Annotated in this window: 22 protein-coding genes; 8 read left to right on the forward strand and 14 right to left on the reverse strand. The window is 44.4% G+C overall.

What is annotated here, in order from left to right; translation table 11 throughout:
* Positions 1-384 precede the first annotated feature (384 nt).
* A complete protein-coding gene (locus ACJB0T_RS03365) occupies positions 385-882 on the reverse strand; it encodes a YcxB family protein (protein WP_479292884.1) in 498 nt (165 codons plus the stop codon).
* 284 nt (positions 883-1,166) lie between these two features.
* Between ACJB0T_RS03365 and ACJB0T_RS03370 the strand changes: the two genes are divergently transcribed.
* Together ACJB0T_RS03370 and ACJB0T_RS03375 are read left to right on the forward strand one after the other, a co-directional pair.
* A complete protein-coding gene (locus ACJB0T_RS03370) occupies positions 1,167-1,682 on the forward strand; it encodes an RNA methyltransferase (protein WP_479292883.1) in 516 nt (171 codons plus the stop codon).
* A 97-nt stretch (positions 1,683-1,779) separates the two neighbouring features.
* Positions 1,780-2,193 (forward strand): VF530 family protein, encoded by a 414-nt coding sequence (locus ACJB0T_RS03375; RefSeq protein WP_162631522.1) that lies wholly within the window; start codon positions 1,780-1,782, stop codon positions 2,191-2,193.
* A gap of 143 nt (positions 2,194-2,336) precedes the next feature.
* Here ACJB0T_RS03375 and ACJB0T_RS03380 read toward each other — a convergent pair whose 3' ends face one another.
* From ACJB0T_RS03380 to ACJB0T_RS03395, 4 genes are all read right to left on the reverse strand, one after another.
* Positions 2,337-3,122 carry an alpha/beta fold hydrolase gene (locus ACJB0T_RS03380; protein ID WP_479292881.1) on the reverse strand — a complete coding sequence of 262 codons (786 nt, stop codon included), beginning with the start codon at positions 3,120-3,122 and terminating at the stop codon, positions 2,337-2,339.
* A gap of 281 nt (positions 3,123-3,403) precedes the next feature.
* Entirely contained in the window at positions 3,404-4,654 is a 1,251-nt protein-coding gene (locus ACJB0T_RS03385) for a DEAD/DEAH box helicase (protein ID WP_479292880.1), read from the reverse strand.
* Positions 4,655-5,021: 367 nt separating this feature from the next.
* Positions 5,022-5,354 carry a hypothetical protein gene (locus ACJB0T_RS03390; RefSeq protein WP_479292878.1) on the reverse strand — a complete coding sequence of 111 codons (333 nt, stop codon included), beginning with the start codon at positions 5,352-5,354 and terminating at the stop codon, positions 5,022-5,024.
* Between the two features lie 250 nt (positions 5,355-5,604).
* Positions 5,605-5,940 carry an amidohydrolase family protein gene (locus tag ACJB0T_RS03395; RefSeq protein ID WP_479292876.1) on the reverse strand — a complete coding sequence of 112 codons (336 nt, stop codon included), beginning with the start codon at positions 5,938-5,940 and terminating at the stop codon, positions 5,605-5,607.
* A gap of 225 nt (positions 5,941-6,165) precedes the next feature.
* On the opposite strand from ACJB0T_RS03395, the gene ACJB0T_RS03400 reads away from it, so the two are divergent.
* The gene (locus ACJB0T_RS03400; protein WP_479292875.1) at positions 6,166-7,425 is read left to right on the forward strand and encodes an acyl-homoserine-lactone synthase; all 1,260 of its coding nucleotides are present in this window, start codon (positions 6,166-6,168) and stop codon (positions 7,423-7,425) included.
* Positions 7,426-7,457: 32 nt separating this feature from the next.
* Positions 7,458-10,304 carry an ATP-binding response regulator gene (locus ACJB0T_RS03405; protein WP_479292873.1) on the forward strand — a complete coding sequence of 949 codons (2,847 nt, stop codon included), beginning with the start codon at positions 7,458-7,460 and terminating at the stop codon, positions 10,302-10,304.
* Positions 10,305-10,336: 32 nt separating this feature from the next.
* Here the strand turns inward: ACJB0T_RS03405 and ACJB0T_RS03410 are convergent, their stop codons facing one another.
* Together ACJB0T_RS03410 and ACJB0T_RS03415 are read right to left on the reverse strand one after the other, a co-directional pair.
* Positions 10,337-11,230 (reverse strand): homocysteine S-methyltransferase family protein, encoded by an 894-nt coding sequence (locus ACJB0T_RS03410; RefSeq protein WP_479292872.1) that lies wholly within the window; start codon positions 11,228-11,230, stop codon positions 10,337-10,339.
* 113 nt (positions 11,231-11,343) lie between these two features.
* Positions 11,344-12,537 carry an MFS transporter gene (locus ACJB0T_RS03415; RefSeq protein WP_479292870.1) on the reverse strand — a complete coding sequence of 398 codons (1,194 nt, stop codon included), beginning with the start codon at positions 12,535-12,537 and terminating at the stop codon, positions 11,344-11,346.
* Between the two features lie 373 nt (positions 12,538-12,910).
* Here ACJB0T_RS03415 and ACJB0T_RS03420 point away from each other — a divergent pair, with 373 nt between their 5' ends.
* Positions 12,911-14,251 carry an MFS transporter gene (locus ACJB0T_RS03420; protein WP_479292868.1) on the forward strand — a complete coding sequence of 447 codons (1,341 nt, stop codon included), beginning with the start codon at positions 12,911-12,913 and terminating at the stop codon, positions 14,249-14,251.
* Between the two features lie 86 nt (positions 14,252-14,337).
* On the opposite strand, the gene ACJB0T_RS03425 is transcribed toward ACJB0T_RS03420, so the two are convergent.
* Positions 14,338-14,604, reverse strand: a complete 267-nt coding sequence (locus ACJB0T_RS03425; RefSeq protein WP_479292866.1) for a hypothetical protein — start codon at positions 14,602-14,604, stop codon at positions 14,338-14,340.
* Positions 14,605-14,869: 265 nt separating this feature from the next.
* Positions 14,870-15,361 (reverse strand): tetratricopeptide repeat protein, encoded by a 492-nt coding sequence (locus ACJB0T_RS03430; protein ID WP_479292864.1) that lies wholly within the window; start codon positions 15,359-15,361, stop codon positions 14,870-14,872.
* Between the two features lie 398 nt (positions 15,362-15,759).
* Here ACJB0T_RS03430 and ACJB0T_RS03435 point away from each other — a divergent pair, with 398 nt between their 5' ends.
* Together ACJB0T_RS03435 and ACJB0T_RS03440 are read left to right on the forward strand one after the other, a co-directional pair.
* On the forward strand, positions 15,760-16,290 hold the full coding sequence (locus ACJB0T_RS03435; RefSeq protein WP_479292863.1) for an early set domain-containing protein: 531 nt from the start codon (positions 15,760-15,762) through the stop codon (positions 16,288-16,290).
* Between the two features lie 142 nt (positions 16,291-16,432).
* Positions 16,433-17,146: a GntR family transcriptional regulator gene (locus ACJB0T_RS03440; protein ID WP_112462922.1), complete on the forward strand. Its 714-nt coding sequence runs from the start codon at positions 16,433-16,435 to the stop codon at positions 17,144-17,146.
* A gap of 39 nt (positions 17,147-17,185) precedes the next feature.
* Here ACJB0T_RS03440 and ACJB0T_RS03445 read toward each other — a convergent pair whose 3' ends face one another.
* Positions 17,186-18,385, reverse strand: a complete 1,200-nt coding sequence (locus ACJB0T_RS03445) for an enolase C-terminal domain-like protein (RefSeq protein WP_479292861.1) — start codon at positions 18,383-18,385, stop codon at positions 17,186-17,188.
* A 262-nt stretch (positions 18,386-18,647) separates the two neighbouring features.
* Here ACJB0T_RS03445 and ACJB0T_RS03450 point away from each other — a divergent pair, with 262 nt between their 5' ends.
* Complete coding sequence (locus ACJB0T_RS03450) at positions 18,648-20,081, forward strand: PTS transporter subunit EIIC (RefSeq protein WP_479292860.1); 1,434 nt, start codon at positions 18,648-18,650, stop codon at positions 20,079-20,081.
* 86 nt (positions 20,082-20,167) lie between these two features.
* Here the strand turns inward: ACJB0T_RS03450 and ACJB0T_RS03455 are convergent, their stop codons facing one another.
* The 4 genes from ACJB0T_RS03455 to ACJB0T_RS03470 all read right to left on the reverse strand — a co-directional run bounded on the left by ACJB0T_RS03455 (position 20,168) and on the right by ACJB0T_RS03470 (position 23,516).
* Positions 20,168-20,443, reverse strand: a complete 276-nt coding sequence (locus ACJB0T_RS03455; RefSeq protein ID WP_338166048.1) for a nitrogenase-stabilizing/protective protein NifW — start codon at positions 20,441-20,443, stop codon at positions 20,168-20,170.
* Positions 20,444-20,605: 162 nt separating this feature from the next.
* Complete coding sequence (locus ACJB0T_RS03460) at positions 20,606-21,703, reverse strand: alkene reductase (protein WP_479292857.1); 1,098 nt, start codon at positions 21,701-21,703, stop codon at positions 20,606-20,608.
* Between the two features lie 26 nt (positions 21,704-21,729).
* Positions 21,730-22,116, reverse strand: a complete 387-nt coding sequence (gene gloA / locus ACJB0T_RS03465) for a lactoylglutathione lyase (RefSeq protein ID WP_042470576.1) — start codon at positions 22,114-22,116, stop codon at positions 21,730-21,732.
* A 230-nt stretch (positions 22,117-22,346) separates the two neighbouring features.
* A complete protein-coding gene (locus tag ACJB0T_RS03470) occupies positions 22,347-23,516 on the reverse strand; it encodes a MerR family transcriptional regulator (RefSeq protein WP_479292855.1) in 1,170 nt (389 codons plus the stop codon).
* Positions 23,517-23,616: the final 100 nt, after the last annotated feature.

A 23,616-nucleotide genomic window follows, 5' to 3' on the forward strand; every position in this document is an offset into this window, starting at 1 on the left:
TTTCGTTCACACTCTATGGTGTGTTGTACCAGCAAACGTTATGGTTCACTGCACAAAGGTTAAGCGAATCGTTTCTCACTCTTTTCTACTTTAAAGAGTTGGCTGACTCTTCGTCATGAAACCTTGAAATACAGTCGCTAGTACCATATACCAAACGAAAAAAAACAAATAGCCTCAGATAGTTAGACATTAGTCGTAGAGTACAACAGCTAGCATGATCTTTATGCAATTAGATGTCCCTAAATCAAGAAGTGACAATCCGCTCTGGCTATTGATGCCATATCTCTCTTTCCAAATACCTAGCTACCATTTCCTTTGTTTACTACTGGGATTAAAGGAGGGAGGTCCTGAGGGGGATTGGAGGTAGGTGTCGGGATGCAAGGCCTATCGCACAGTTTTTGTTGCGGAATGTTGTTCGACCATAAAAGCAAGCATGTCATCACTTAAGCAAGATTTGCTGACGTATTGGCGCTGTTTACCCATGTGAAGGATAAGCCCTAAATCACTTTGCTGCAGTTGGTCGATATCACTCCATGCAATGGTATTATTAACGTTACCACTTTTATAAGTTACGCCTTTGGCATCGGCCTTAAGTTCCACTTTACTTCCGGCAGTCGAGCCAATGTTCTGACGCCACACCCACCAGCCTCTTTTAAAGTAAACGCTTAAAGCCTCAACAAAACTCAACACAATAAAGAACCAACCTACATAGCCATTAGGCAGTAGCTCAAACTTAACCAATACCGAACCAAAGAGAAGAAATAGCGCGGCTTTGTAGTAAGATTTAGGGAACTCAGTTGGGTTACTGGTTTGCTCGTAACACTCAGCAAAAAACGCTTTGTTGAGTGTATATTCTGCGGTGAATTCTTGGTTGTTGGACATATGCGGCTTCTTTGAGGCTTCTTTGAGGCTTCTGTGAATGACTATCCGATGTTGCGACATCGTAACTCAACTATTGTATCTCTTCTATCGACGTTTCTTTAGCTGTTTCAATGCATTTTTGTAAATTAATAGTACCTAGAACAAAGAGAGTCACGCCTTTAATTAAGCGACTTAGTTGAAATACCAACACTCAAACATAGAATTTTCACCCCATTAGATCCATAATCCCCTCCCCTAAGGGTTACTCCCCCCAACCACCAAACAAAGTAAGTAGTACAACAGCAATGACAATAAAGTCTAAAGTCGTTATCGGCCTACATAACCCGAAGAGCCCAACCAATGTCGGCGCAGTAATGCGCGCGGCGGGGTGTTATGAAGCTAGCGAAGTGCGTTATAACGGCACGCGTTATAACCGAGCCGTTAAGTTTCAAACCGATACCCAAAACATTCAAAAACAAATTGCTTTGGTAGAGAAGGAAAATCTCACCGCGGACTTGGCCAATGACGTAGAAATCGTTTGTATTGAGTTTGCTGTAGGTGCGAGCTCTTTGCCTCACTTTGAACACCCTGAGAAAGCCATTTATGTATTTGGCCCCGAGGATGGTTCACTACCACAAGAGATCGTCGATACAGCCCATCACGTGGTTTATGTGCCGACGAATGGCTGCATGAATCTCGCTGCGACAGTGAATGTGGTTTTGTATGACCGCCTAGCGAAAACCATGGGCACGATCGATGACCACGAAAAGGTCATCGCAAATCGAGACAATAAGAACCGTTTAACAGTGAAAACGATTTAAGCCACTATACTGGTTATAGCTACCCTATCCTTCTTATAGATATCTCTGCGCGGCACAGTTTGCTACACTCCGCCCATTGATAAGTGAGACCCTTAAAATGATGACTGACGAAGAAAGAATTGAACTGCAACAAAACAACCCACTGCACGGGCTAAAGCTTGAAACCATGTTGCAAGAGTTGGTGGATTTTTATGGATGGGACATTCTAGATACGGCAATGCGCTTCAACTGTTTTAATACTAAGCCTACGATTGCGAGTAGCGTGAAGTACCTAAAGAAAACTGAGTGGGCGAGAGAAAAGTTAGAGAACTTTTATCTATACCGATTTAAGCGGATGCCAAGAGCGAGCGCGGAAGAATACAACATTCCGCCAAGAGCACGTACCTTCCCACACGGCCTTGAACCAAAAGAGCCAATGGCACTCACTGTTGAATCGATTCTTAAATCACAAGCAAAAGCGGCCACTGCATTTAAAAAGCGCTCAGGGCGCGGGCGTCCACCACGTAGATAACACTAGACAATTTACTCTCTACTTGAAACACAAAAGAGCTCAACTGCCTAAGAGCGTGCTTTTTCAAGCATTAGATTGATTTGGAAACACCATCAATGTCACCCCGCGAGACGCGGGGTGAACATCAAAAAGTGCTTTTCGCATTAGAACATAGCTTCAACACAATCACTTGGATGACTACCCACTAAGCCATGACTCGCACCTTTGATTTGAGTGCACCGAGCGTTAGGGAGTAAGTTATTTAGATGGCCCGCGATAGCATGCGCCACGGTATTGGATTGACTTCCGAACACAATGTCTGTCGGAACGTTCATGGACACAAGGTCGAAACCTTCTTCAGGGAAAGTGGTGCATATATCCCAATGGCGAACGTTGTTTTTCACCAGCGTTGCCATCATCTTTTTTACTTGGTCTGGAAAATGAGCAAATTCACTCCTGCCACTCCAAAAATCAATAACCTTGCTACACGCTTCATCTTGATTTTTCTCTACTGACGATAGGTAATCGTGCAAAAAATCATCAACAACCTTCATCATAGGCCGATCATTTTCTAGCTCCAGAACCCATGTTGCTACAGGTTCAAACAAACTGAGTTTTGAAATTCTTACATGTTTCTTTAGCGCCAGAGCTAACGCTACGACACCACCATAAGAGTGTCCGACCAAATGGATTGGCTCCTTGCACTCTTTCGCAATAATCGCTTCGATGATGCTAAGTTCAGTTTCCACCATAGCGCAATCAAAATCATTCGGCTGCAAAGCACCACCGTGTCCAGGTAGTTTGATGAGAATACAGCGGTGTCCTTTGGGAATAAGCGGTAACATTCGCTTCCAAGTAGACGTCGTTGCATAAGAACCATGGATCATTACCATCGGGCACCCTTCACCGTATGATTCATAGTACTGTTCTAGATCTATGTTGCTTCCCATACCACCACTCACCCTTACTGAGTCACATTTATTTAACGATATAGAAACAATGTTAATCTGATTAGAACGATGTCCCTATTCCCCAATCTGGGGATAAGGCGATTGCTAGATACTCTTTGTAAGATCAAAGAAACGCTAGAATTGATTTGGCTATTTGAAAGCCTATTGAACTACAAAAAAGCCTTACTTGATGCATCAAATAAGGCCTAAAAACTGCGTTTGAAATTCTGATAAAGGCGGCAGATTAGAAAGTGAACTCACAACCAGCCACTGTCTTCATTCTATTGACTGCGTTTTGTCTTCTTTTTGCCAGTGCCAGCGGGCTTCGCTCGTGGCTTCATTGGCGCAAAGTACGCTTCACTTTGATCGTCTTCTACTTCAAATCCAGCGACTTGCTCCCTTTCTAGGCGAAGCTTGTTTTTCTTCTCGATCACTTTGAAGTGATGATAGTCATCATAATCAATAAGCGATAACCCTAAACCAACTTCACCAGCACGGCCGCTTCGGCCGATACGGTGCATATAGTCAGCAGGACTGCGTGGAAGATCGAAGTTAATGACCACAGGCAATTTTTCGATATCTAAACCACGTGCAGCAATATCGGTTGCAATAAGCACTTGGATCTCGCCCGACTTGAAGCCTTCCAGTACGCGAGTACGAGCACCTTGTCCTTTGTCACCATGGAAAACCTCCGCTGTAATACCGCGCTTTGATAGCTTTTGAGCCAAGTGGTTACAGGCATTTTTCGCATTCACAAATATCAGTGTCTGGCGCCATTGGTGTTCCTTAATCAAATGAGCAAGTACTGCCGTCTTCTGACCTTTGTTCACGCTAAATACGCGTTGTACCAAGGTGCTGGCTTCAGCACTTTGCAATTGAACTTCAACCGGATCGTTCAATAAACCTTGAGCCAGAGTGGTCACTTTTTCAGGGAAAGTGGCAGAGAACAGCAAGGTCTGCTTTTGCTCTGGCAGCAGCGCTAGGATCTTGTTGAGCTCTTCGGTAAAACCTAGGCTTAGCATACGATCCGCTTCATCCAGAACCAGTGTTTTTACTTGGTCTAACTTAATCGCATTGCTGGAAACGAGATCCAAGAGACGACCCGGCGTGGCTACAATCACATCCGCGCCACCACGAAGAGCGAGCATTTGAGGATTAACCGATACACCACCAAAGACCGCAACCGTTTTGATCTTATCTCTTAGATGGTAAGAGTAAGATTTCACATTGTAAGCCACCTGTGAGGCCAGCTCGCGAGTTGGCACTAAAATCAGATGCGACACATAGTTGCCACGACGACTCGCTGAACTTTCTTGTTGATAGACCTTTTGAAGGATCGGCAACGCAAAAGCAGCAGTTTTACCAGAACCTGTATTAGCACCACCAACAATATCTCGTCCTTCAAGTACTTGAGGAATAGTATGAGATTGAATTGGGGTCGGTTGGCTGTACTCTAACGCTTCTAGGCGCTCAACGAGGGTTGGAATCAGTCCAAGGTCGGTAAATGTGGCTTGCTTTGTGGTTTCAGTCATTACAATTGGTGGCTCAATGCTAGATAAAGGCCGTGTATCTTATGCTATTTGCCGCGATGGTGTTAGTAAAAATGAGTTTAACCTCCGACTAACTAACGCAGCAATCACGACAAGAGCGACTATGAGGATTATCCCAACAACAAACATCTTGTGAAAAAGCACTTTCTCACGACGCATTGTAAGAAAGCAGATCTCGCACGAGATCTGTGATGTAGAGCCTACCCGAAGGTAGGCTTAAAAACCTAATTAACCACCCTACTACACACGACATAAGTAATGAGTGTTTTCGAACTCACTACGCTGTCAGAGCGAACACCTGCAAGCCATCCGTTTCCATAAGGTCGACTTTGTCTTATGTGGCCCACACCTAAAGAGCCACTGACATAAAAACCACCGCCCGTGGCCTTGTAACCACTTCCACTGCAATAGCGGCTAAGATTGACATACTGTACAGTCCAGAAGCTGGCAGGTATCGTTCGTTGTCCTGATCTTCCTGGCTATCTACCAACTCATCTATCTGATTTTGCAGTATCACAATCGCTTCATCCAAATTCATTTGGACGACGTCTATACGCTCTTGCAACGCCTTAAAAGGTTGACCGTTGGTGCTTCCCTGTTCCTTAGAGGCTGCCATTGCAGCCGTACTTGTTCCAATAAGCATCGTTGTCAGCAGAAACGCTGCTATCGTCTTATATTTCATGTGTCATTCTCCAGTCTAGCCAAATTCCAATTTAGGCAATTCGTTCCTAACTCATAACATCGACTACGTAAGAATATTGCCTTCGGTTATTTTTAATCACACGGTTTGCGTGCAGATTTATTCGAATGGTGCAACAAAATATAAGCTAGTGGATTAGGGATCTAAGCCCATCTCCACTTTCATTTTTGGAACCAACATCACCACAATTGATAGATTGGTCACTAGTAAGGGCTATTCTCGTACGGTAGATCTAGTCATTCGCCTGCTTTTCAAATGCAAACACGGTTTCTCCATCTTTAATGGTTTCCAGCACAGTAATATGTTTGATGTCGTCAGCGTTAACCTCAAGTGGGCTAGCATCAAGAATCACAAAATCTGCACGTTTGTCCACTTCAATAGAGCCCTTGCTGTCTTCTTCAAAGTTCTGATATGCAGCATGAATGGTAATGGCCTCTAATGCTTGATATGGCGTAATTCTATGATAGTCACCTAGAACTCTACCGCTACGAGTCTGCCGATTTACGGCGCTCCAGATATTGGTCATCATATCTGGGAATAACACCGGGGCGTCCACCCCATTTCTCATTAAATAAATCAGTCCATAAAAACCAAATAAACTAATATAGATTAATAACTTACATAAAATAAAGAGGCTTACTCATACTACTTTTAGCCTTTATAAAATCTCACTTCATTTGTTAACTTAATTATTATGGTTAAGTAAAAATTGGAATCAGAGCACAGCAAACCATCAATGACATCATAATTTCTTTCATACAATTTCCTCAGTTAAACACAAAAGAGGAAAAATATGTCTGAAATCACAATGCCTAGTCTTCATTCTCATAAATTATATAGTCAAACTGGGCAAACCAAAGAAAATAAAAAGGATACATTTTTAAAAGAAGTCCACAATTATATTGTGACAAATAATGACCACACTATTTTTGAGAAAATCATCAAAAAACGTCTCGAACAACTCATTAGTATAGATGAGCATCATCAATCGAATGGAAACCTAGATTCCCAATACTCCTCAGAGACTATGTCTATGCTGATTAACAGTACGACTTTATTTGGCGTTCCAAATTTCTATCATTATGTCGAGCTAAAATCACAGTCACTCTTTGGCGGTTTATTACAGTTCTGGTCTGAATATAAACGCTTTGCTCTGCTATTGGATTCTAATTTTCATTTATGGGACTACGGCTCAAATGGCAGTTCAATCATACAAAAAATTGAACTAGAGCATGGCTATTATGCAGAGCTTATTCTGAATATTGAAAAAGATGAGCGACGATTTCTCACCCATTTTTCAAGTCGAGAATTGCGACTATCCAATGCTAATACACTGTTAAATCTAGAAACTTTTGTTAAACAGCAACATTGGTATGAAATGTTGTTTGAGCTAAACCTATCGGCAAAAGGCGAACACTTTATACTTTATCAACAAAATGACGATGATAGCTGTACATTAGTCGCATCTGCGAAGATTCAACGCTGGAATGAGAAAAGCAACTGGCTTTCTTTCACGCCGTTCTTTCAGTCCGAAAGCTGGACTGTGTCATTGGGGGATCACAACGTAAACGCACTGGAAGCTTCTGGTATGTTTAACGATAGATTAGACATAAACCTGAACCTTTCGGCACCTCGAGGCTTAGATCAGTCCTTCACAAAGAGCCTAAAGCATGGCCAAGACTGCTGTGAACTAATTCGAATGGCAATCAGTGGGCCAACGAGTAAACTTAATACTGTTTTGTTTCTGACAATAAAACACATTGCCATTTTTATGGAAAATGTTGGCATAAAGGGGGTATACGTTGTTACCGAGCAACCTGCGTTACTGTATTTTTTTCAATATGTTAACCTGTATAGTGACATGAGTGACTGCTACGTCCCTATGGCCTATCAGCAGATCAACCCGTCCTCCCCCTATACTTATAAAGGTTTAATTTTGAGCGACCCAATGGTTAAAGCTATTGGAGAATGCAATTATAAGCAGTACTATAAGCAAGTGTTGTCAGCAAGGAAGAAGAGCACGACTCATTTTGCATCATGCCTGAAATTCTAAAATTAGCTTGCTCTGATACACCAGGACTTATCATGTTTTTGATCGGTACTGGTGTATTTGTTTGGGCGATTTACATGTCATACAAGATGGTGAAGAACCAGTTTAAGGTAGATCAATCGATCTACCTTCCTTACTGTCTTTATGCATTTTTCATCGCATGTTGGATTTACACCAATGCTTATTTCCAATCTGACTTAATCACTTATTATGATCCTGATATCGCCCTAGTAATGGCCATCGGGGCAAATATTTTCTGTGCCCTTGCTATTTTGGCGGCATATTGGTTCTCTTGTAAGCTCATATCCAAAGCTAAAAATAAAAATATCTCCAGATTACAGTCCATTATATTAATAGGATTATCAATCCACTCTCTGGTCGTCAACTTAATTCCTGACATGACGGTCATCGATGTCGAAGTGTATTCTTCTGGTAAATTTTTAATTCGCTTTGGAGAGTACAACAAAATATTCTTCCTCACTGCTCCGTTTATCATCGCCCTGACATTTCTCAACTTTGTTCGCGCATGGAAAAGTGAGCTCAGACTTACACAGCTCAAGTCAGGCTATATGATGGCTGGTGTGATTGTCTTTATGGCATCCACCTTAGTTGTGATGATTGTCATTCCGTATTTCTTAAATGACTTTTCACTGGTATGGGTAGCGCCCACGCTATCGGTACTTGAACTGATGATAATTGGGTATGCCCTGCTATTTAACCGCTTTTACAGTGGCCGGTATATTACTCTAGTAGGCATTAGTTCACTGGCTAATATCGTTATTTTCATCGTTCCCGCTGTATTTCTCGCATCCACAGGTAGTTATCAAAACATGGCCTTACTAGGTTGGATTGTTATCACTGGCCTTTTTTATCAAAAGTCACTCAAAAAGATCTATTGGTTCTTCAATCAATCGTTGTATGGGAGCGCCGGTAACAGTATCGACCAAATCTGCAGTCTTGAGTCAGAGTTTCGGTTTTCATGCAAAGAGGCGATAGAACGACTCAATCACATATTAGGCGTCTCAAACGGTTATGTGCGTCAAACCATTACCGATAAGGATGCTCAGGTATTGGAATTTCTACAGAAAGGCGAGCGCATTCTTGTGAAAGATGAGCTTGTCTATATCCTCAATCATCATATTGACGCTAAAGAAAGCATGGGCGATATCATCGACTATATGGTCGCTAACAAAGTGTCACTTATCGTGCCCATTTTTGATAATAGAAAGCGAATATCCCACTTATACCTTGCCAACCAATCCGAACAGCATCCGCTAATCAGCGCGGATCAAGTGGTAGGGCTGCGTTTACTGTTTAAAGAGGCTAGCCGCTGGATCATTGCAGAAGATAAAGTTCGAAAAAGCCAAATTCTGGCGGGCTCCATTGCCCACGAAATACGTAATCCGTTTAGCAAACTCAAATATCAGTTCGAGCAGATTGACACCAAAGTCTTAGGTAATGACCCAACAGATTTGGGTAATCACAACTCAGAAGAAATCAAACAACTGCACCAAGCGCTGCATGAGAGTAAGCGTGCAATTCAGTCTGGCACGCGGTTTATCGACGCGATGTTGTCGGAGTTAAGAGGTGAGTCGCTCAAAACCGATCGCTTCTCATCCCATTCCGCTGGCGAGTTAACGTTAGCCGCGATCAATGACTTTAGCTTTAATAAACCTGAGGATCGTCAACGGGTAAATGTGAATATTGAAGACTTCGCATTCTGGGGAGACGACACCCTATTCAGCTTTGTTATTTACAACCTACTAAAAAATGCGACTTACTATTTTGAGCAGTATCCACAGAGCAAAATAGACATCGGTTTTCAGCAACGAGAGAACAACAATACGATATCATTTACCGATTTTGGCCCAGGTATCGCAGAGGCTCATCTGGATCAAATCTTCGATGACCTGTTTACGATAGGCAAAGGAACCGGCACCGGACTTGGACTTTCGTATTGTAAACGAGTAATGGCCGCCTTTGGTGGTGATATACATTGTCATTCGCAGATCGGTAAATATACGACGTTTGAGCTCACTTTTCCTGTCATCGATGAATCCGCATACGAAGTCAAACTGCACACACAGCTACACCCAATTTTAGCGAACAAAAAGACGTTAGTGATCGCCCCATACACCTCACAGGCTTGGCTACAACAATGCCTCGATGACGAGTTTGCGCTTGCGGTTCACTATGTTAATGCGAAGCAACAAGCACTGGACTACTTGGCTGATATTGACGTCGATTTTGTGCTGGTAGCCGACCTCGAGCCTTCCGCTGCCAGTGAAACTGCAAATGCTATCCATGCTGCCAATCAGCACGGCACTATCCCGACACTTTTCTGTACCACCCGCACAGAAGAAGAGCTGAGCTATGTTGATGCCTTTCAAGCAACATTGCTGACATTCAGCAAGTACAGCTTTTGGAGCACTTTCGTTAAAGCCGAACAAGCGGGCGCGTTGAAGAAAAAAGAATCCCTCATGGGTAAGAGAGTGTTGGTTGTCGATGACACCCACGTTAATCGTCTTCTGGTGCAAAGCTATCTAGTAGCGGAGGGTGTAAAGGTTGAGCAAGCGGCGTCCGGCATTGAAGCCATTGAAAAGGCGAAACGAACAAAGTTCGATCTCATTTTCATGGACATCCGTATGCCCAACATGAATGGTTTTGAAGCATGTGAAGAAATTCGAAAGCTCACGACATCGACGCCCATCGTGTCACTATCTGGCGAATGCGGGCCGGATGCTCGCCAGTCCATTGCGACGCTTATGGATGACTACATCCATAAGCCTGCGGATAAAGCCAAGCTCGTAAACATGCTGCAAAAGTGGTGCAACGGCACCACATCGAATAAAGTAAATAAGGTAAAACAGCTAGAAGCTTGATTTGGGAAGGGTCAGTGCCAGTCTCACCTTATCTAGCTTTCCTGCTTCCAAGTGGATAACAGCGCGATATGCCTCGGTTCAATACCGCAGCAACCACCAATAATAGTCGCGCCTAATTCATGCCAATGTTTAGCAAAATCAAGATACTCTTCTGGAGAAAAGTGACGAACGGTTTGAATCGCCTCGTTAGCTTGATGTCCCGATTTAATCGGCGTAAAGCTGTTAGCAAACACGCCAATTTCCAAACTCTTGTGCTCACGTTGGGTGACGCTATTCACGACTTCAATGGCCTGTGCAATCACTTCTGGAATGGAGCAGTTGAAGAATAGCCCTTTCCCACCAGCCTCTAATAATTGCTCGACGGCCTCTTCCACTGTCTCTCCGGAACGAAGCAATGCAGGCTGTTCCAATTCATCTTGTAGGGTAAAGCAAAGGTAGGCATTTTTTTGAGTTGCATTAAACAGCTCTAGATACATTTTAGCTTCAGCAATGCTGGCAACCGTTTCTGCTAGCCACAAATCAACGTACTCATCTTGCGCTTGCATCAGCTCTGTGGTGATCGCTTTCGCTCGCTCATATTGAAACAGCTCTGGTCGATAAGAGCCAAATACCGGCGGCAGCGACCCTGCGACAAGCACGTTATGCGTCGATTCAGAAACCGCCTCACGAGCCAGTTTTGCGGCTTTATTGGCAAGCGCTGCACCTTGCTGAGCATATCCCTCATCGCCTAGGTGAAATGGCACGCATGCGTAGCTATTCACTGTAATGATCTCGGAGCCCGCATCGATAAAAGCGTGATGCGCCTGTTTAACCAATTGTGGCGATTCAATCAGCGCTTGAGCACTCCACAAAGGCTGAGAAAACGGCGCACCGATGCGCTCCAGTTCTCGCCCCATACCACCATCTAAAATAGTGACTGCTTTCATATCTACCTACTGCTGTTAAAAGCGTGACTAAGAGAGGCTATTAAACCACAATAAGACAAAAGATGAATCGCGTAAATTAGCTGTGATGCGGTCATCTAATGTATTAAAAAGGCTTAGCCACTTTGTAGCTGGCGACGGTGACCTGTTAGTACAATCAGGGCAATAAACGTCAGCGACAAAACAATACCCACTAGAGAAAGCGTAAATACCGACGCGTAACCAAAAACGTCAATGCAAATACCGGCCAATAACGTACCTCCGCCAAATCCCCCAGCCATCGCAAACATCAACATGCCCTGAGTTAATGCAGGAGAAGTAGGGCTCAGTCGCACTGCGATTGCTGGAACCGCTAGATCGTTCCAAGACATTGCTTGAATTAAAATAACCAGCAAAGCAACCGGCAGTATTTCGGGCACTGTCATGCCGACCGTTGACCAAAATATCAACCCTAGCACTAAGAAAATGCCTTGTGCCGTAAGCCAAACTTTGAACGGGCCACTTTTTTGCATCCACCTTCCAGCCGGCTCAAGCAAGAAGATACAAATGGCTGCAGAAGTCGCCATGCCTAAGGCTGAATTGCCAATTTCGACGTTATAGACTTCTTTGACAAGCAGCGGCCCAAGCTCCATCAAATTAGCGGACAAGAACATTGAACAAAACGCCGACAACAAAAAAAGAGCCCACGGCAGAAATGCTCTTTTTAACGGAGCTTGAGTTTTCTCGCTTTCCGTCAACTCTGTTGACTTCGCGCTAATAGGAGCAGGAGGTGCGATGAAAACAGTAATAATGATGATAACCAGTAGCACCATGAGCAGCTGCAGTTTCACCTCTGTTGTGAGCTGATAGTGATCGGCAAGTGCAATAAGCACACCAGAAACGACAACACCTAGAAATTGAAACTGAAACAACTTGGCTAAGCTTCGACCTTCTTCCTGTTGGTTATCACTGTGCGCGATAACAAAAGTAGGGTTTAAAACTAAGAGTGTGACAATAGCGATCCCCATCAAAGCTCCAACCAACCAGTACGTCACCGCGGACGACTGGGCGAAATAGAGCACAACGAGTGCAGCAAGATTAATAAGTAAGGCACAGCGTTGCAGCAAACGATGACAAGCGTATTTGTCGGCAACAGCACCAATTACCGGAGCTAACACTCCCGCTCCACCAATAAGAGCCATAACTTGGCCAAGCAGCATACCGCTTTCAGTGCGTTCAATAATAATAGGGTTTAGGAGGATGGCCACACCTATCCAGCCTACGATACCAATCGAAGATTGTGCTAAGTACCAAAGTCGAAATTGAGTCATAAGTAAACGCCATAGTATGTGACAAGAATAAATGTACGTAGAACTTCACGTGACAAGGCACGCACGTGAACTAGGCATAGTGGACTAATTTAGAGAGCTCCTAAAGGAATGTATTTAACGTCAATATTAGCAACAGCTAAAACAACACCAATAAATACTTAATTAGAAATCATCATCCATACAAATCAATAACTTAACCTTTCCTATAAGATAGCAAAACTCACTCCATCATCACAAATTAAATCTATCACTTGCATTCGAGATTATTCTGCAATTAACTGATTTTAAAGTAAGAAGCTTTAACCAACGATAGAAACAGGCTATACCTATATCCATATCGCATTCAGATTCCAACTTCACAGCGGAAGACTCAATGACAGTCAAAGAAATACTCCAGATTAAAAATGTTCGCTACTTTTTAATGTTTCGTAGCAGCTATTTTGCACGCTTCTACTACCCCGTTTTTACTCTCCTCTATCTGGACTACGGCCTTACCCTGTCTCAATTTGCCATGCTTAATGTGGTGTGGGCAGCGACTATCGTTATTTCTGAAGTACCTTCCGGTGCGTTCGCAGATACGTTAGGTCGCAAAAAACTCGTGGTGCTGTCATCGATCGTCATGTTCGTAGAGATCGCCATGATTGCCTTTGTTCCCACCGGGAACGCTAACTTAGTCTTCGGGGTCTTTTTGGTCAATCGAATGTTGAGTGGATTGGCGATGTCGCTAGCCAGCGGCGCCGATGAAGCGCTCGCCTACGACACACTAAAAGATCAGGGCAAGGAAGAAATATGGCCGCAGGTTCTGCAAATACAGCTGCGTATTGCATCCAGTGTTGGCATCGTTATCACCTTGCTTGGCGCTGCCATGTACGATGTCAACGTGATGGGTAATATCGCTGAATGGTTTGGTCTAGCTAGACCAGAAAGCACCCAGGACATCATGCGCATTCCTGTCTATGCTACCTTGCTCGTTGCGCTCGTTGCCATTTATGCCGCCACCAGCATGCAGGAAGAGCGTAAAGCCGCACCACATGCCGATGGAAAAGTGGCTTCGACGATGGCGAGCCTGAGGCTGACCATGGATACGGCTAAGTGGGTAATAGCGACGCCATACGTGATGTTCATCTTGCTCTATTACAGTTTGTTTGAGCACACCTCACGTATGTTTTTGACCATGAACAGTCAGTACTACCGCGCCATTGAGATCCCGATTATCTATATCGGTTTTATTGGCGCTGGCGTGAGTGTATTCCAAATCTTATTGGCAGGGCAAAGCCGCAGACTGGCCGAGCGTATGGAACCAAAGTCTTTCATTGCGTTAATGGGCCTTGCCGCTACGGCAATCTACTTCTGGATAAGTCGCGGCTGGCCGATTTATGGCGTGATTCCCGCTCTGTTATTGGTGTTCATTACCATGACGGTGAATATCTTCATTAGCTATCACCTCAACAGAAAGACCGAGTCACACAACAGAGCCACCGTTCTCAGCTTCAAAGGTCTAATGTTCAACCTTGGATACGGCATGATAGGTATGCTCTATGCGTACTACTACAAGATAGTTTCTCAGCAGTATAGCGAACAAGAAATTGCTCGACACCTCGACTTTTTAGCGTCACTGTCGTCGTTTTTCTATTACTTCGCCGCGTTGTTCATCGGGCTCAGCACGTTCTTTTACTTCAGCAACAAAAAACGTCCCGTGTTCGACCAATCATAAATGAGGTGTTTATGCAGTCGATGTCTCTTACTCAGGCTCAAGAATGAACTGAGCCACTACTAATGCTTACACTAGATAAGAGGCATTCACGACTTCGGGGCATCGCCACCTTGGCACTTACTGTTGACCAACTGAGATTGTTCAGCTTTGATGCGTTTTACAATTCGCTCGTCGCGAGCTTCTATCTCTGCCAGATTCAGTTGTGAGATATCGGCGACTGCCTCATGCTTCATTGCCGTCATATCATGACGCAAATACTCACTCCACTCCTGTTGATCAAGCGTGTTAGCGGCAGCAAAAGCCGAATACGTGATAGCAATAATACCAAGAGTAGATACGAGTAAGCTTTTCATAATGTGCCCCTTTGGGATTGGTTAATACTAAACGTGCAGACTACCTTACTTGCCCATTCCCAGTTGCACATGTGGTGCCAACTTTTAACTTATTAAAAATCAATACCTTGAAAGAACCATTCTTGGAGCTGGTTTGTGATCTGGCGAATTTAACGCACATAGTGCGAAATTCACCAACTGTTTCACCACCCTAAGCTCTAGCATGCGCCTTCGAACACGTTGGTGCTTCAATATACGGATTAAGACCATTAACTCAGCTCAAGCACTACCCTCTTACTTTTTCAAAGACGCCAAAAAATCGCTCTGGCGCTTTCTCTTTTCCGTTTTCAATCACAAATTCAAGTTCATCAGCCAATGGCGACTTGAGTGCGCGCAACTTAGCAAGATCGTCATTGGCAAGTGATGCATTACCCATTTGCACATGGAGCACACCTCGGTACATGTATGGCTCAGGGAGCGACGGTGCGATAGAAATCGCTTTGTTGTAATGAAATAGCGCAGTGTTGTAATGATCTGCCCCCTGTTTACGTAGGGTATAAGCGAGGTTGTTGTGTGCTTGCGCCCACTTTTTATCTCGTTTGAGGGCAGCTCGAAACTTTTTCTCAGCATCGAGAAATTGTTTGTCTTTCATCAGTTCCACGCCTTGATTGTAAGTGCGCTCGGCTTTGTTCAACGAGTTATAACTAGAGCTGGAACCCGCGGACCACGCTCCAAACGAAGATAGAGCGAACACAAATAGTAAAATTGGTAGACGCATGATGTTCTCCTTTTCAGTCACTTGCTCTGTTATCTACGCAATAAGAGCCATTCTGTTCACCCAGCCTGCTTTATCATTGCTGTGAGACCAACAAGAACCCCCCTTTGCTTAACATGCACCAAAACCGATCTTGTTATCAATCTGATACGAATGGTTTTTATCTCTAACAACAACACTTCCAAAGGAGTAAAATCTCGACAAATATAGTAATACCAACAAGTTTCAACCTATCATTCTTAAAACCATAAAAATCCACCAGTAGATAGTTGCACGCTTTGTGACCTACTACTCTCATCCTTGAGTCTCATCCCCTTCTCTTCAATCAAAAGGATGAGCTGCTTAGATATTGCGCACATTAAATTGGTGATGCCCTAACCAAAAATAAAAAAGGACAACCCATGACATCAATAAAATCTGCTCTGTCTATGGCAGTGATGAGTGCACTTATGTTTGGCTGTGCGTCAGATCCAGCGACTTCTTCAGCGAATGAGACGGCAACCGCAACAACGGCAGCAGTGGCTGCAGCTCCAGCAGGTGTTGACACAGCCATGATGGCTGCCTGTGACAACCCGACAGTTTCGGAAGCAGGCCCTGTACGTAAAAAGCTTTATGTCGTTGGCACCTTTCCTGGTGCAAGCTGGAAACACATCGACGCTCGCGCATTTGAACACAAAGGCGATGGCCTATATCAAGCCGTAGTCGAAGAGAAACCGGGGAAATACTCAATGCAGTACGCAGCATCAGACTGGAAACCGCAGTTCACCGCAGACGGTCGAGTTCTCAAAGTTGGCGAAACGAAAGTATTGAAATGGGGTGGCTACGGGAAAGACACCAAATCAACCATTGAAGCCGCTGGTAAATACGTTTGGTCGGTGAAATTTGACGAAAAAGCGAACCCAATTGCTGTAAGTCTTAACCAATGCCAATAAATCTCTAGGGCCAAGCGAGCATTGCTCGCTTGGCATCCAGCCTTTATGCTAAAACGTCGATCTCGTCCCGCGAATACGTTTGCCAACGTAGCCCCTTCATCGCTATCATTAACCTTATCTGTTGCAACTGTTGCCCTTCTCGATGAAAAAGCACGAACAGCTAGTTCAAGATCTAATCAGCAAAATCTGCCAAGGTGTGATCACCCAAAAACTCCCTTCAGAAAGGGAGCTAGCCGACAAGTATCAGTTATCGAGGTTTTCAATTAGAAAGGCCTTAGCAAAACTTGAAGCGATTGGTGTGGTAAAACCGAAAACAGGATCCGGTTATTTTGTTAATACCGCAATTATCGGTACACCACTGATTTATAACTCCATCACTGAAAACAGCTTTGAGCATATTTCTTATAAGAAAGTTCAGCTCAATAAACGCATCCCCACACATCATGAGATGCAAGTATTTTCTATAGGTGAGGATGATTACCTGTGGCATATCAAACGCTTAAGATTAGTGCAAGATAAGATCACTCAAATTGAAGAGACTATTTTACCCGTACATTTATTCCCCAAGATGAATGATACTCTGGTGGAGAGTTCGCTACAAAAATTAGCACTTTCACTTGGATTAGAAATAGATAGCTATCTCACCAGTTACAAAGCCGTTAGCGTATCATCAGAAGATGCAAAGATATTACAGTGTAAACGTTCAACCTCTGCAATGAATATTACCAACCGAGGTTTTTTAACCTCTGGTGAAGCTTTTATTGTTAGTGACATTATAGATATTAACTACCAGTGCACTTATCACACCAAATTTAATAACGAAAGTTTACAGTACCGAGATCAAAACGACCGCTAAATTAGCGGTCGTTTTCATTTATTTCTTATTTGCCAACTATTAAGGCGTATGAATTGAACCGTCCGGCAGTCGGCTTTGAGTCCATTCATGAGCGCGATACTCCACCGGGAAGTCCGCTGCTGCCTCAACATCCATTTCCACGCCGATACCCGGCTTTTCGCTGGCATACAAGAAACCTTGTCGCGGCTCTGCTGCATTCGGGAATACGCGGCGAGTATTCTCTTTGTAATGCACGTGCTCTTGAATAGCGGCATTATGCAGATGCACATTCAGGTGCGTGTTCACCGCTGCGCCAATCGGTGTCATATCTGGTGGACAGTGCCACGCAATGCGCACGCCAAAGCTTTCACATAAGTGACCCAGCTTAAGTGCTGGTGTAATGCCACCAATTTGCGACACGTGACAACGAATGAAGTCAATCTGGCGATTAATGATCACCGACTTCCACTCTTCTGGATTATTGAACAGCTCACCAAGTGCTAGCGACACTGATGTTTGGCTACGCAGGTTCGTCAACCACTCAGTTTGATTGGGTGGCAGAATATCTTCGATAAAGTACGGATAGTACTGCTCAACTTGCTTGGCAAACTGCAATGCTTGATTCGGAAACAGTCTTTCATGCACATCGTGAAGAATGTGGAATTGATTACCATATTTCTCACGTAGCTTTTTAAACATGTCGATGGTGTTCGCCATGTACTGGTCTTGATCGTAATACGATCCAGCCGTTGGCTGCTTTGTGGTGTGCATGTTTTCTGGAACACCACCATAGAAACCTAGCTGGCAGCGAATGTGCTTGTAGCCTTGCTCCAAAAATTCATCGACTTGCTGGTATAAACCTTCCATCGTGTCACTGGTCGCGTGAGTGTATACCTGAATAGCATCGCGGGATTTACCGCCAAACAATTGATGTAAAGGCATATTTGCTAGCTTAGCTTTAATATCCCAAAGTGCCATATCAACACCAGAGATTGCATTATTTATAACCGGACCATTACGCCAATATGAATTCACCATCATCATTTGCCATAGGTCTTCAATATTATTTGCATTGCGACCAACAACTAAAGGCTTAATATATTCGTCAACCATGGTTTTTACAGCAAGTGGACGCTGCTGAAAGGTTGCACAGCCATAGCCAGTAACGCCTGATTCAGTTTCAACGATGACAGCAATAAGATTATGTCTGTCCGGTTTCGTAATGATGCACTGGACATTTGTAATGATGTTTTCTTTCACGATATGGGCTCTTAGTATGAAATCTCATTCTATCTAACAGCGAAAAATAGTGAAATTCAAGCGCTAATTTATGTCCAATTTTAACTGGTTCGTTATCGATGTAATTTTTTAAAGAAAAACGAACCAATCGCCAAAAATAGCTTAAAATTAGTAAATTCACGCATTTAATGTGATGAATCTCTCTGTTTTTTCGATTGGGACAAATCTTATCGCTGGATATGATAGCCCCATCGAATAACGGTAGAAGATAGGAAATCCTACTATGCAACTAACCGAAACGCTAAACGACGTGAACTCAAAAACTAATACCAATAGCGAGCAAAGCCGTTTCAACGACAGCCTACAGTCGCTTGTCGCTGCGCTGGGTGGGGATGACAATATCATCAACATCACGCACTGTATGACTCGCCTTCGCTTTAAGCTTGCCGATGAATCTCTAGCCAACAAGGACGTACTAGAAGCCATCCCAGGAGTCAAAGGTGTGGTGCTTGCTCAAGGTCAAACTCAAATCGTCATCGGTGTCGATGTCGAGAAGTGGTACAACGCGCTTTCCGGCGTAAGCACGACCACTGACGAGCCTATTTCAGAAGCAGAGAAAGGCAAACTGTTCCAAAATGCCATGCGAGTCGTCGCGGGTATCTTTGGCCCTGTCGTTCCAGCGATTGCAGGCGCAGGTATGTTGATGGGCCTGCTTTCAGGCCTTATTGCAACCAATGTGATTTCAGAGTCGTCGGACACGGTATTCTTCTTCCGCTCGATTTCAGTCGCGGTGTTCTTCTTCCTTCCTATGTTGGTGTCTTTCTCGGCCGCTAAAGTATTTAAAGTGAACGAGTACATTGCGCTTGCGGTTTCATCTGCGATGCTAGCTCCAAAGCTTGTTGATAAAGCGGCAATGTTAAAAGAAGTGGGCAGCGCTCCTGAGCTTACCGTATTGGGCTTCGTGCCTATCGAACTGCTCAACTATGGCGGTGCTATCGTGCCAGCAATCCTAGCGGTTTGGGTATTGTCTAAAGTGACACCGTTCGTTGACCGTTTTGTGCCATCTTCTGCGAAGCCTGTATTTACCCCCCTACTGGCCTTCACAGTGACGTCGACCATTGTCCTGTCATTGGTTGCTCCAGCAGGTATGTGGCTAAGTAATGGCGCAGGTTGGGTAGTGAGCTCACTACTAGAGATTTCACCAACGCTTACTGGTTTTGTGTTCGGTATCACTCGTCCTATTACGATTGTGTTTGGTATCCACCACAGCATGACACCAATCAGCCTCAACAACTTTGCGTTATACGGAAAAGATTTGCTAATGCCGATTATGTGTCTCGGTAACCTAGCAATTGCTGGCGCGACGATGGCGGTATGGTACAAACAGCGCAACCGCGTTTCTAAAGAGCAATCTTCAGTCACAGTAGGTTCAGGTATCACCGCTATCCTTGGTATCACAGAGCCAGCGCTATTTGGCGTACTGACTAAGTACACAAAAGCTCTATTTATGGCGAGCCTAGCAGCAGGTATCGTAGGTGCGATTTCAGTGACCATTGATACTCACCTAACCAGCTACATTCTGTCTTCTGTGTTCAGCCTTCCAGCGTACTTGGCGAGCGGTACTCAGAACTTCATTCAAGCAGTACTGGGCGTTGTCGGTGTATTTGCACTGGCCTTCACGCTAACCATGATGTTTGTGAACGTTGACGACAAATAAGCGAAGCGGCTAAATATCCAAAACACGATATAAAATAAAGGCTCATAACCACTAGGTTATGAGCCTTTTTCTGTTTACGGCTTTTGTTAGCGCCTAATACAAGAAGTACACCCCCGGCATGCAGAACGTGTTGCGGGATCGAGACGGCCTCGTTGGATTTTGCAATACGCATTACGCAGAACTCGCCTCGCAGCGAACCAATCATCTGGTTTTTGCATTAACAGATAACCATTGAAGCGCTTGAGAAGTGGCAGACGATATTCATCGAGAAACTTGCGGTCATAGTCGACTTCAAAATAGTCAAAGACCTGTTCAAGAGCTGTGAAAGTGGCCAGTTTGTCTTGGATATCGGTAAAGCTCATTGCAGCCGAAAAGAGAGGTGAAGGTATGAAGAGTGTATTAGAGATAACAAGAAAGAGGAAGCCCGAGACGCCATTCCTATAAATAGGATGCCCCCTCGCCTCGAGCCTAATCTTGTTACGTTATTTGATTATCGTGCTCAAATTGCAGCACTAAACAATCAATTACGCTTGGTATTCTGGGTAGTCTAAAAGACCAACCTCGTTACCACCGAACAGAGTCTCTGGGTTGTGCGGTGCTAGCGGGTAACCGTGCTGAATGCGACTCGGCAGGTCTGGGTTTGCGATAAATGGACGACCGAAGCCCACCATGTCCGCAAGACCGCCAAGGATCGCTTGCTCAGCTTTTTCTTGGTTGTAGCGACCAGCATAAATAATGGTGCCTTGGTACGCTTCACGTACTGCTGTTTTAAACTCAGCAGGTGTGTCTGGCGCATCATCCCAATCCACTTCAGCAATATGCATGTAAACCACATTGTGTTTGTCCAGTACGCGTGCAGCGGCCGTGTACGTCTCTACTGGTGTTTTATCAACTGTACCGTTAAGTGAAGTAAATGGGGCTAGACGCACACCCACTTTGTCCGCACCAATGGCGTCAACAACGGCCGCAACCACTTCATCTAGGAAGCGAAGACGGTTTTCGATTGAACCACCATACTCATCATCACGGTTGTTCGCTTCTGAGTCGATAAACTGGTTAATCAGGTAGCCGTTTGCACCGTGTAATTCGATTCCATCAAAGCCCGCTTCAACAGCGTTTAAAGCCGCTTGACGGTACTGAGCAATCACTTCTTCAATATCTTGTTTGGTCATTGCGCGTGGTTCAACAACGTCAACAAAACCTGGTTCATTGCTGCCATTGTCAACGAACACTTTCACGTTTTCTGCTTTGAGTGCAGACGATGAAATTGGCTGTTCACCACCGATATTATCTGGATGAGTAACACGGCCTACATGCCATAGCTGAGCGAAAATTGCGCCTTCTTTAGCGTGCACTGCGTCCGTTACTTTTTTCCAGCCCGCAATCTGCTCTTGTGAGTAAATGCCTGGTGTCCAAGCATAACCTTGACCCATTGGAGAAATCTGCGTGCCTTCAGCAACAATTAGACCCGCTGAAGCGCGCTGTGCGTAATACTGCGCCATGATGTCGTTAGCTACGTTGCCTGGCTGCGATGCACGAGAGCGAGTCATCGGTGGCATCACAATACGGTTTTTTAGAGTAAGCGAACCAAGTTGAATGGGTTGAAACATTGAATCTGCCATAATCATTTGCCTCTATCTGTTCTCTATTATTTGCTCGATTGAATTAGCTCAATAGAGTAACCATCAGGATCTTTCACAAACGCGATGTGAGTTTCGCCGCCTTTCATTGGCCCCGGTGCACGAGTGATGTTGCCACCAAGCTGTTCAATGCGCTCACATGCTGCATAAATGTCGTCACAACCGATCGCTATATGTCCCCAAGCATTGCCTTGGTCGTACTGGTCTGTATCCCAGTTATAAGTCAGCTCGATGGTAGAGCCTGCATCTTGACCTTCGTAGCCAACAAAAACGAGTGAATAGCGATATTCTTCGTTCTCGAAACGGTCTAACACCTTCATACCAAGAACTTCTGAATAGAATTTAATGGACTTATCTAAGTCCACTACGCGAATCATTGTGTGCAAAACTTTCATATTTACCCTCGCCTGAATCTTATGCGGACACTCACTAACATGGGTAAGTCGACGACATAAGCGAAATGGTGATTTCCAATTGGCGCTAGATTACGACAAAAGGGAAAGTACGTGAAATTATCAGATATTATGATTTGCATAATTTTTTGGAATGATTAAGCAAAGACGTGTGAACTCTATGAAAAAGCCCACTGTAAAGTGGGCTCTCTAATTCGTCAGCAATCTTACGTTTACTGCTTTTGAAGGATAAACATGTGATAACCAAACTCTTCGGCAAAATGTGTGCAGGTATCTACCTCTTGTTTGATGTCTTTCCATGCTGCCTTTTGAGACATCTCTGGTTCAAGCTCTGTGATCCGCTCGGCAAGCGGTTCATAGTAGTTTGCCCATGCCTCGCTGCTCATCGGAAAATGTTCGACAACCAGATAACCCCCTTTTTTCATCTGCTCAAGACGTGTCCCAACCTGTTGGATATCCGGGTACTCTTGATTCCAAAAACTCACAGACGCTTCGCTTGGCGTCGATGTCTTCCAAACCATGTCGCTCAACATGATATATCCGTGCTCGGCCAGCAACGGCTTCCATTGTGATATCGCTTTTTCTACACCCATTATGTAGGCGCTGCCTTCCGCCCAGATGAGATCGAAGCTTTGAGGTTCAAAAGGAAGTTCTGTCATGCTTGCAGAAACAGTATCAAGCCTATCGGCTAAACCCAGTGCTTCAAAGCGCTCAGTAAGTCGGTCTAGTGCTGACTGTTCATTATCGATCGCAGTGATGTGCGCATCACTATTTTCAGCTAGCACTTTGGTTGCTAACCCCTTCCCGCAGCCGATTTCAAGAAGCTGTTTAGGCGATGTTGGCACAGCGTTCAATGCTTTTCGTGTTTCTTGCTCACTGCCTGGCCCCCAGCGTTCGAGCGTTTCAAAGACCTTCATAAAGTCGGCCATATAAATGTCATGTTCGTTCATATCTTTTGATAACCATTTCAAACGCAGCGCTTCTTTCTCACTAAAGCCCTGCTTAATCAACCAATCTAAATGAGCATCAGGAGCGAGCTTATCCAATCCTTCGTGCCACGCTTTTAGGTCTCCCTCACCCAGCATTGCCGCCAATAAATCGCGCGACTTCTGCTTGTGCTCAATCTCTTGTTCAAGCGTATGCAAACGGCTTTGCAGCAGCGCTCTATCGACTTTAGCTTCTAGACACGCTTTGCATTCTCTTAGTGTTAATCCACCCGCTTGCAATTGCTGTATCAATCGGACTCGTTGTAAATCTTTATCGCTGTAGACTCGATAGCCGTTCGCCAACCTTTTGCCACAAATAAGCTGCTGTTTTTCGTAATACAGCAGCGCCGTTCGCGACAAGCCCACTTCGGCTGCCAGCTCAGATATTCGATACACACTATCGCCCTCTGTGATTGATGGTTATGAACTTTAAACTATAAAGCTATAGACAGGTCAATGGGAAATTACAAAAAACCGCGACCAAAATAGCCGCGGT

It is taken from the genome of Vibrio sp. CB1-5, from assembly GCF_059412285.1.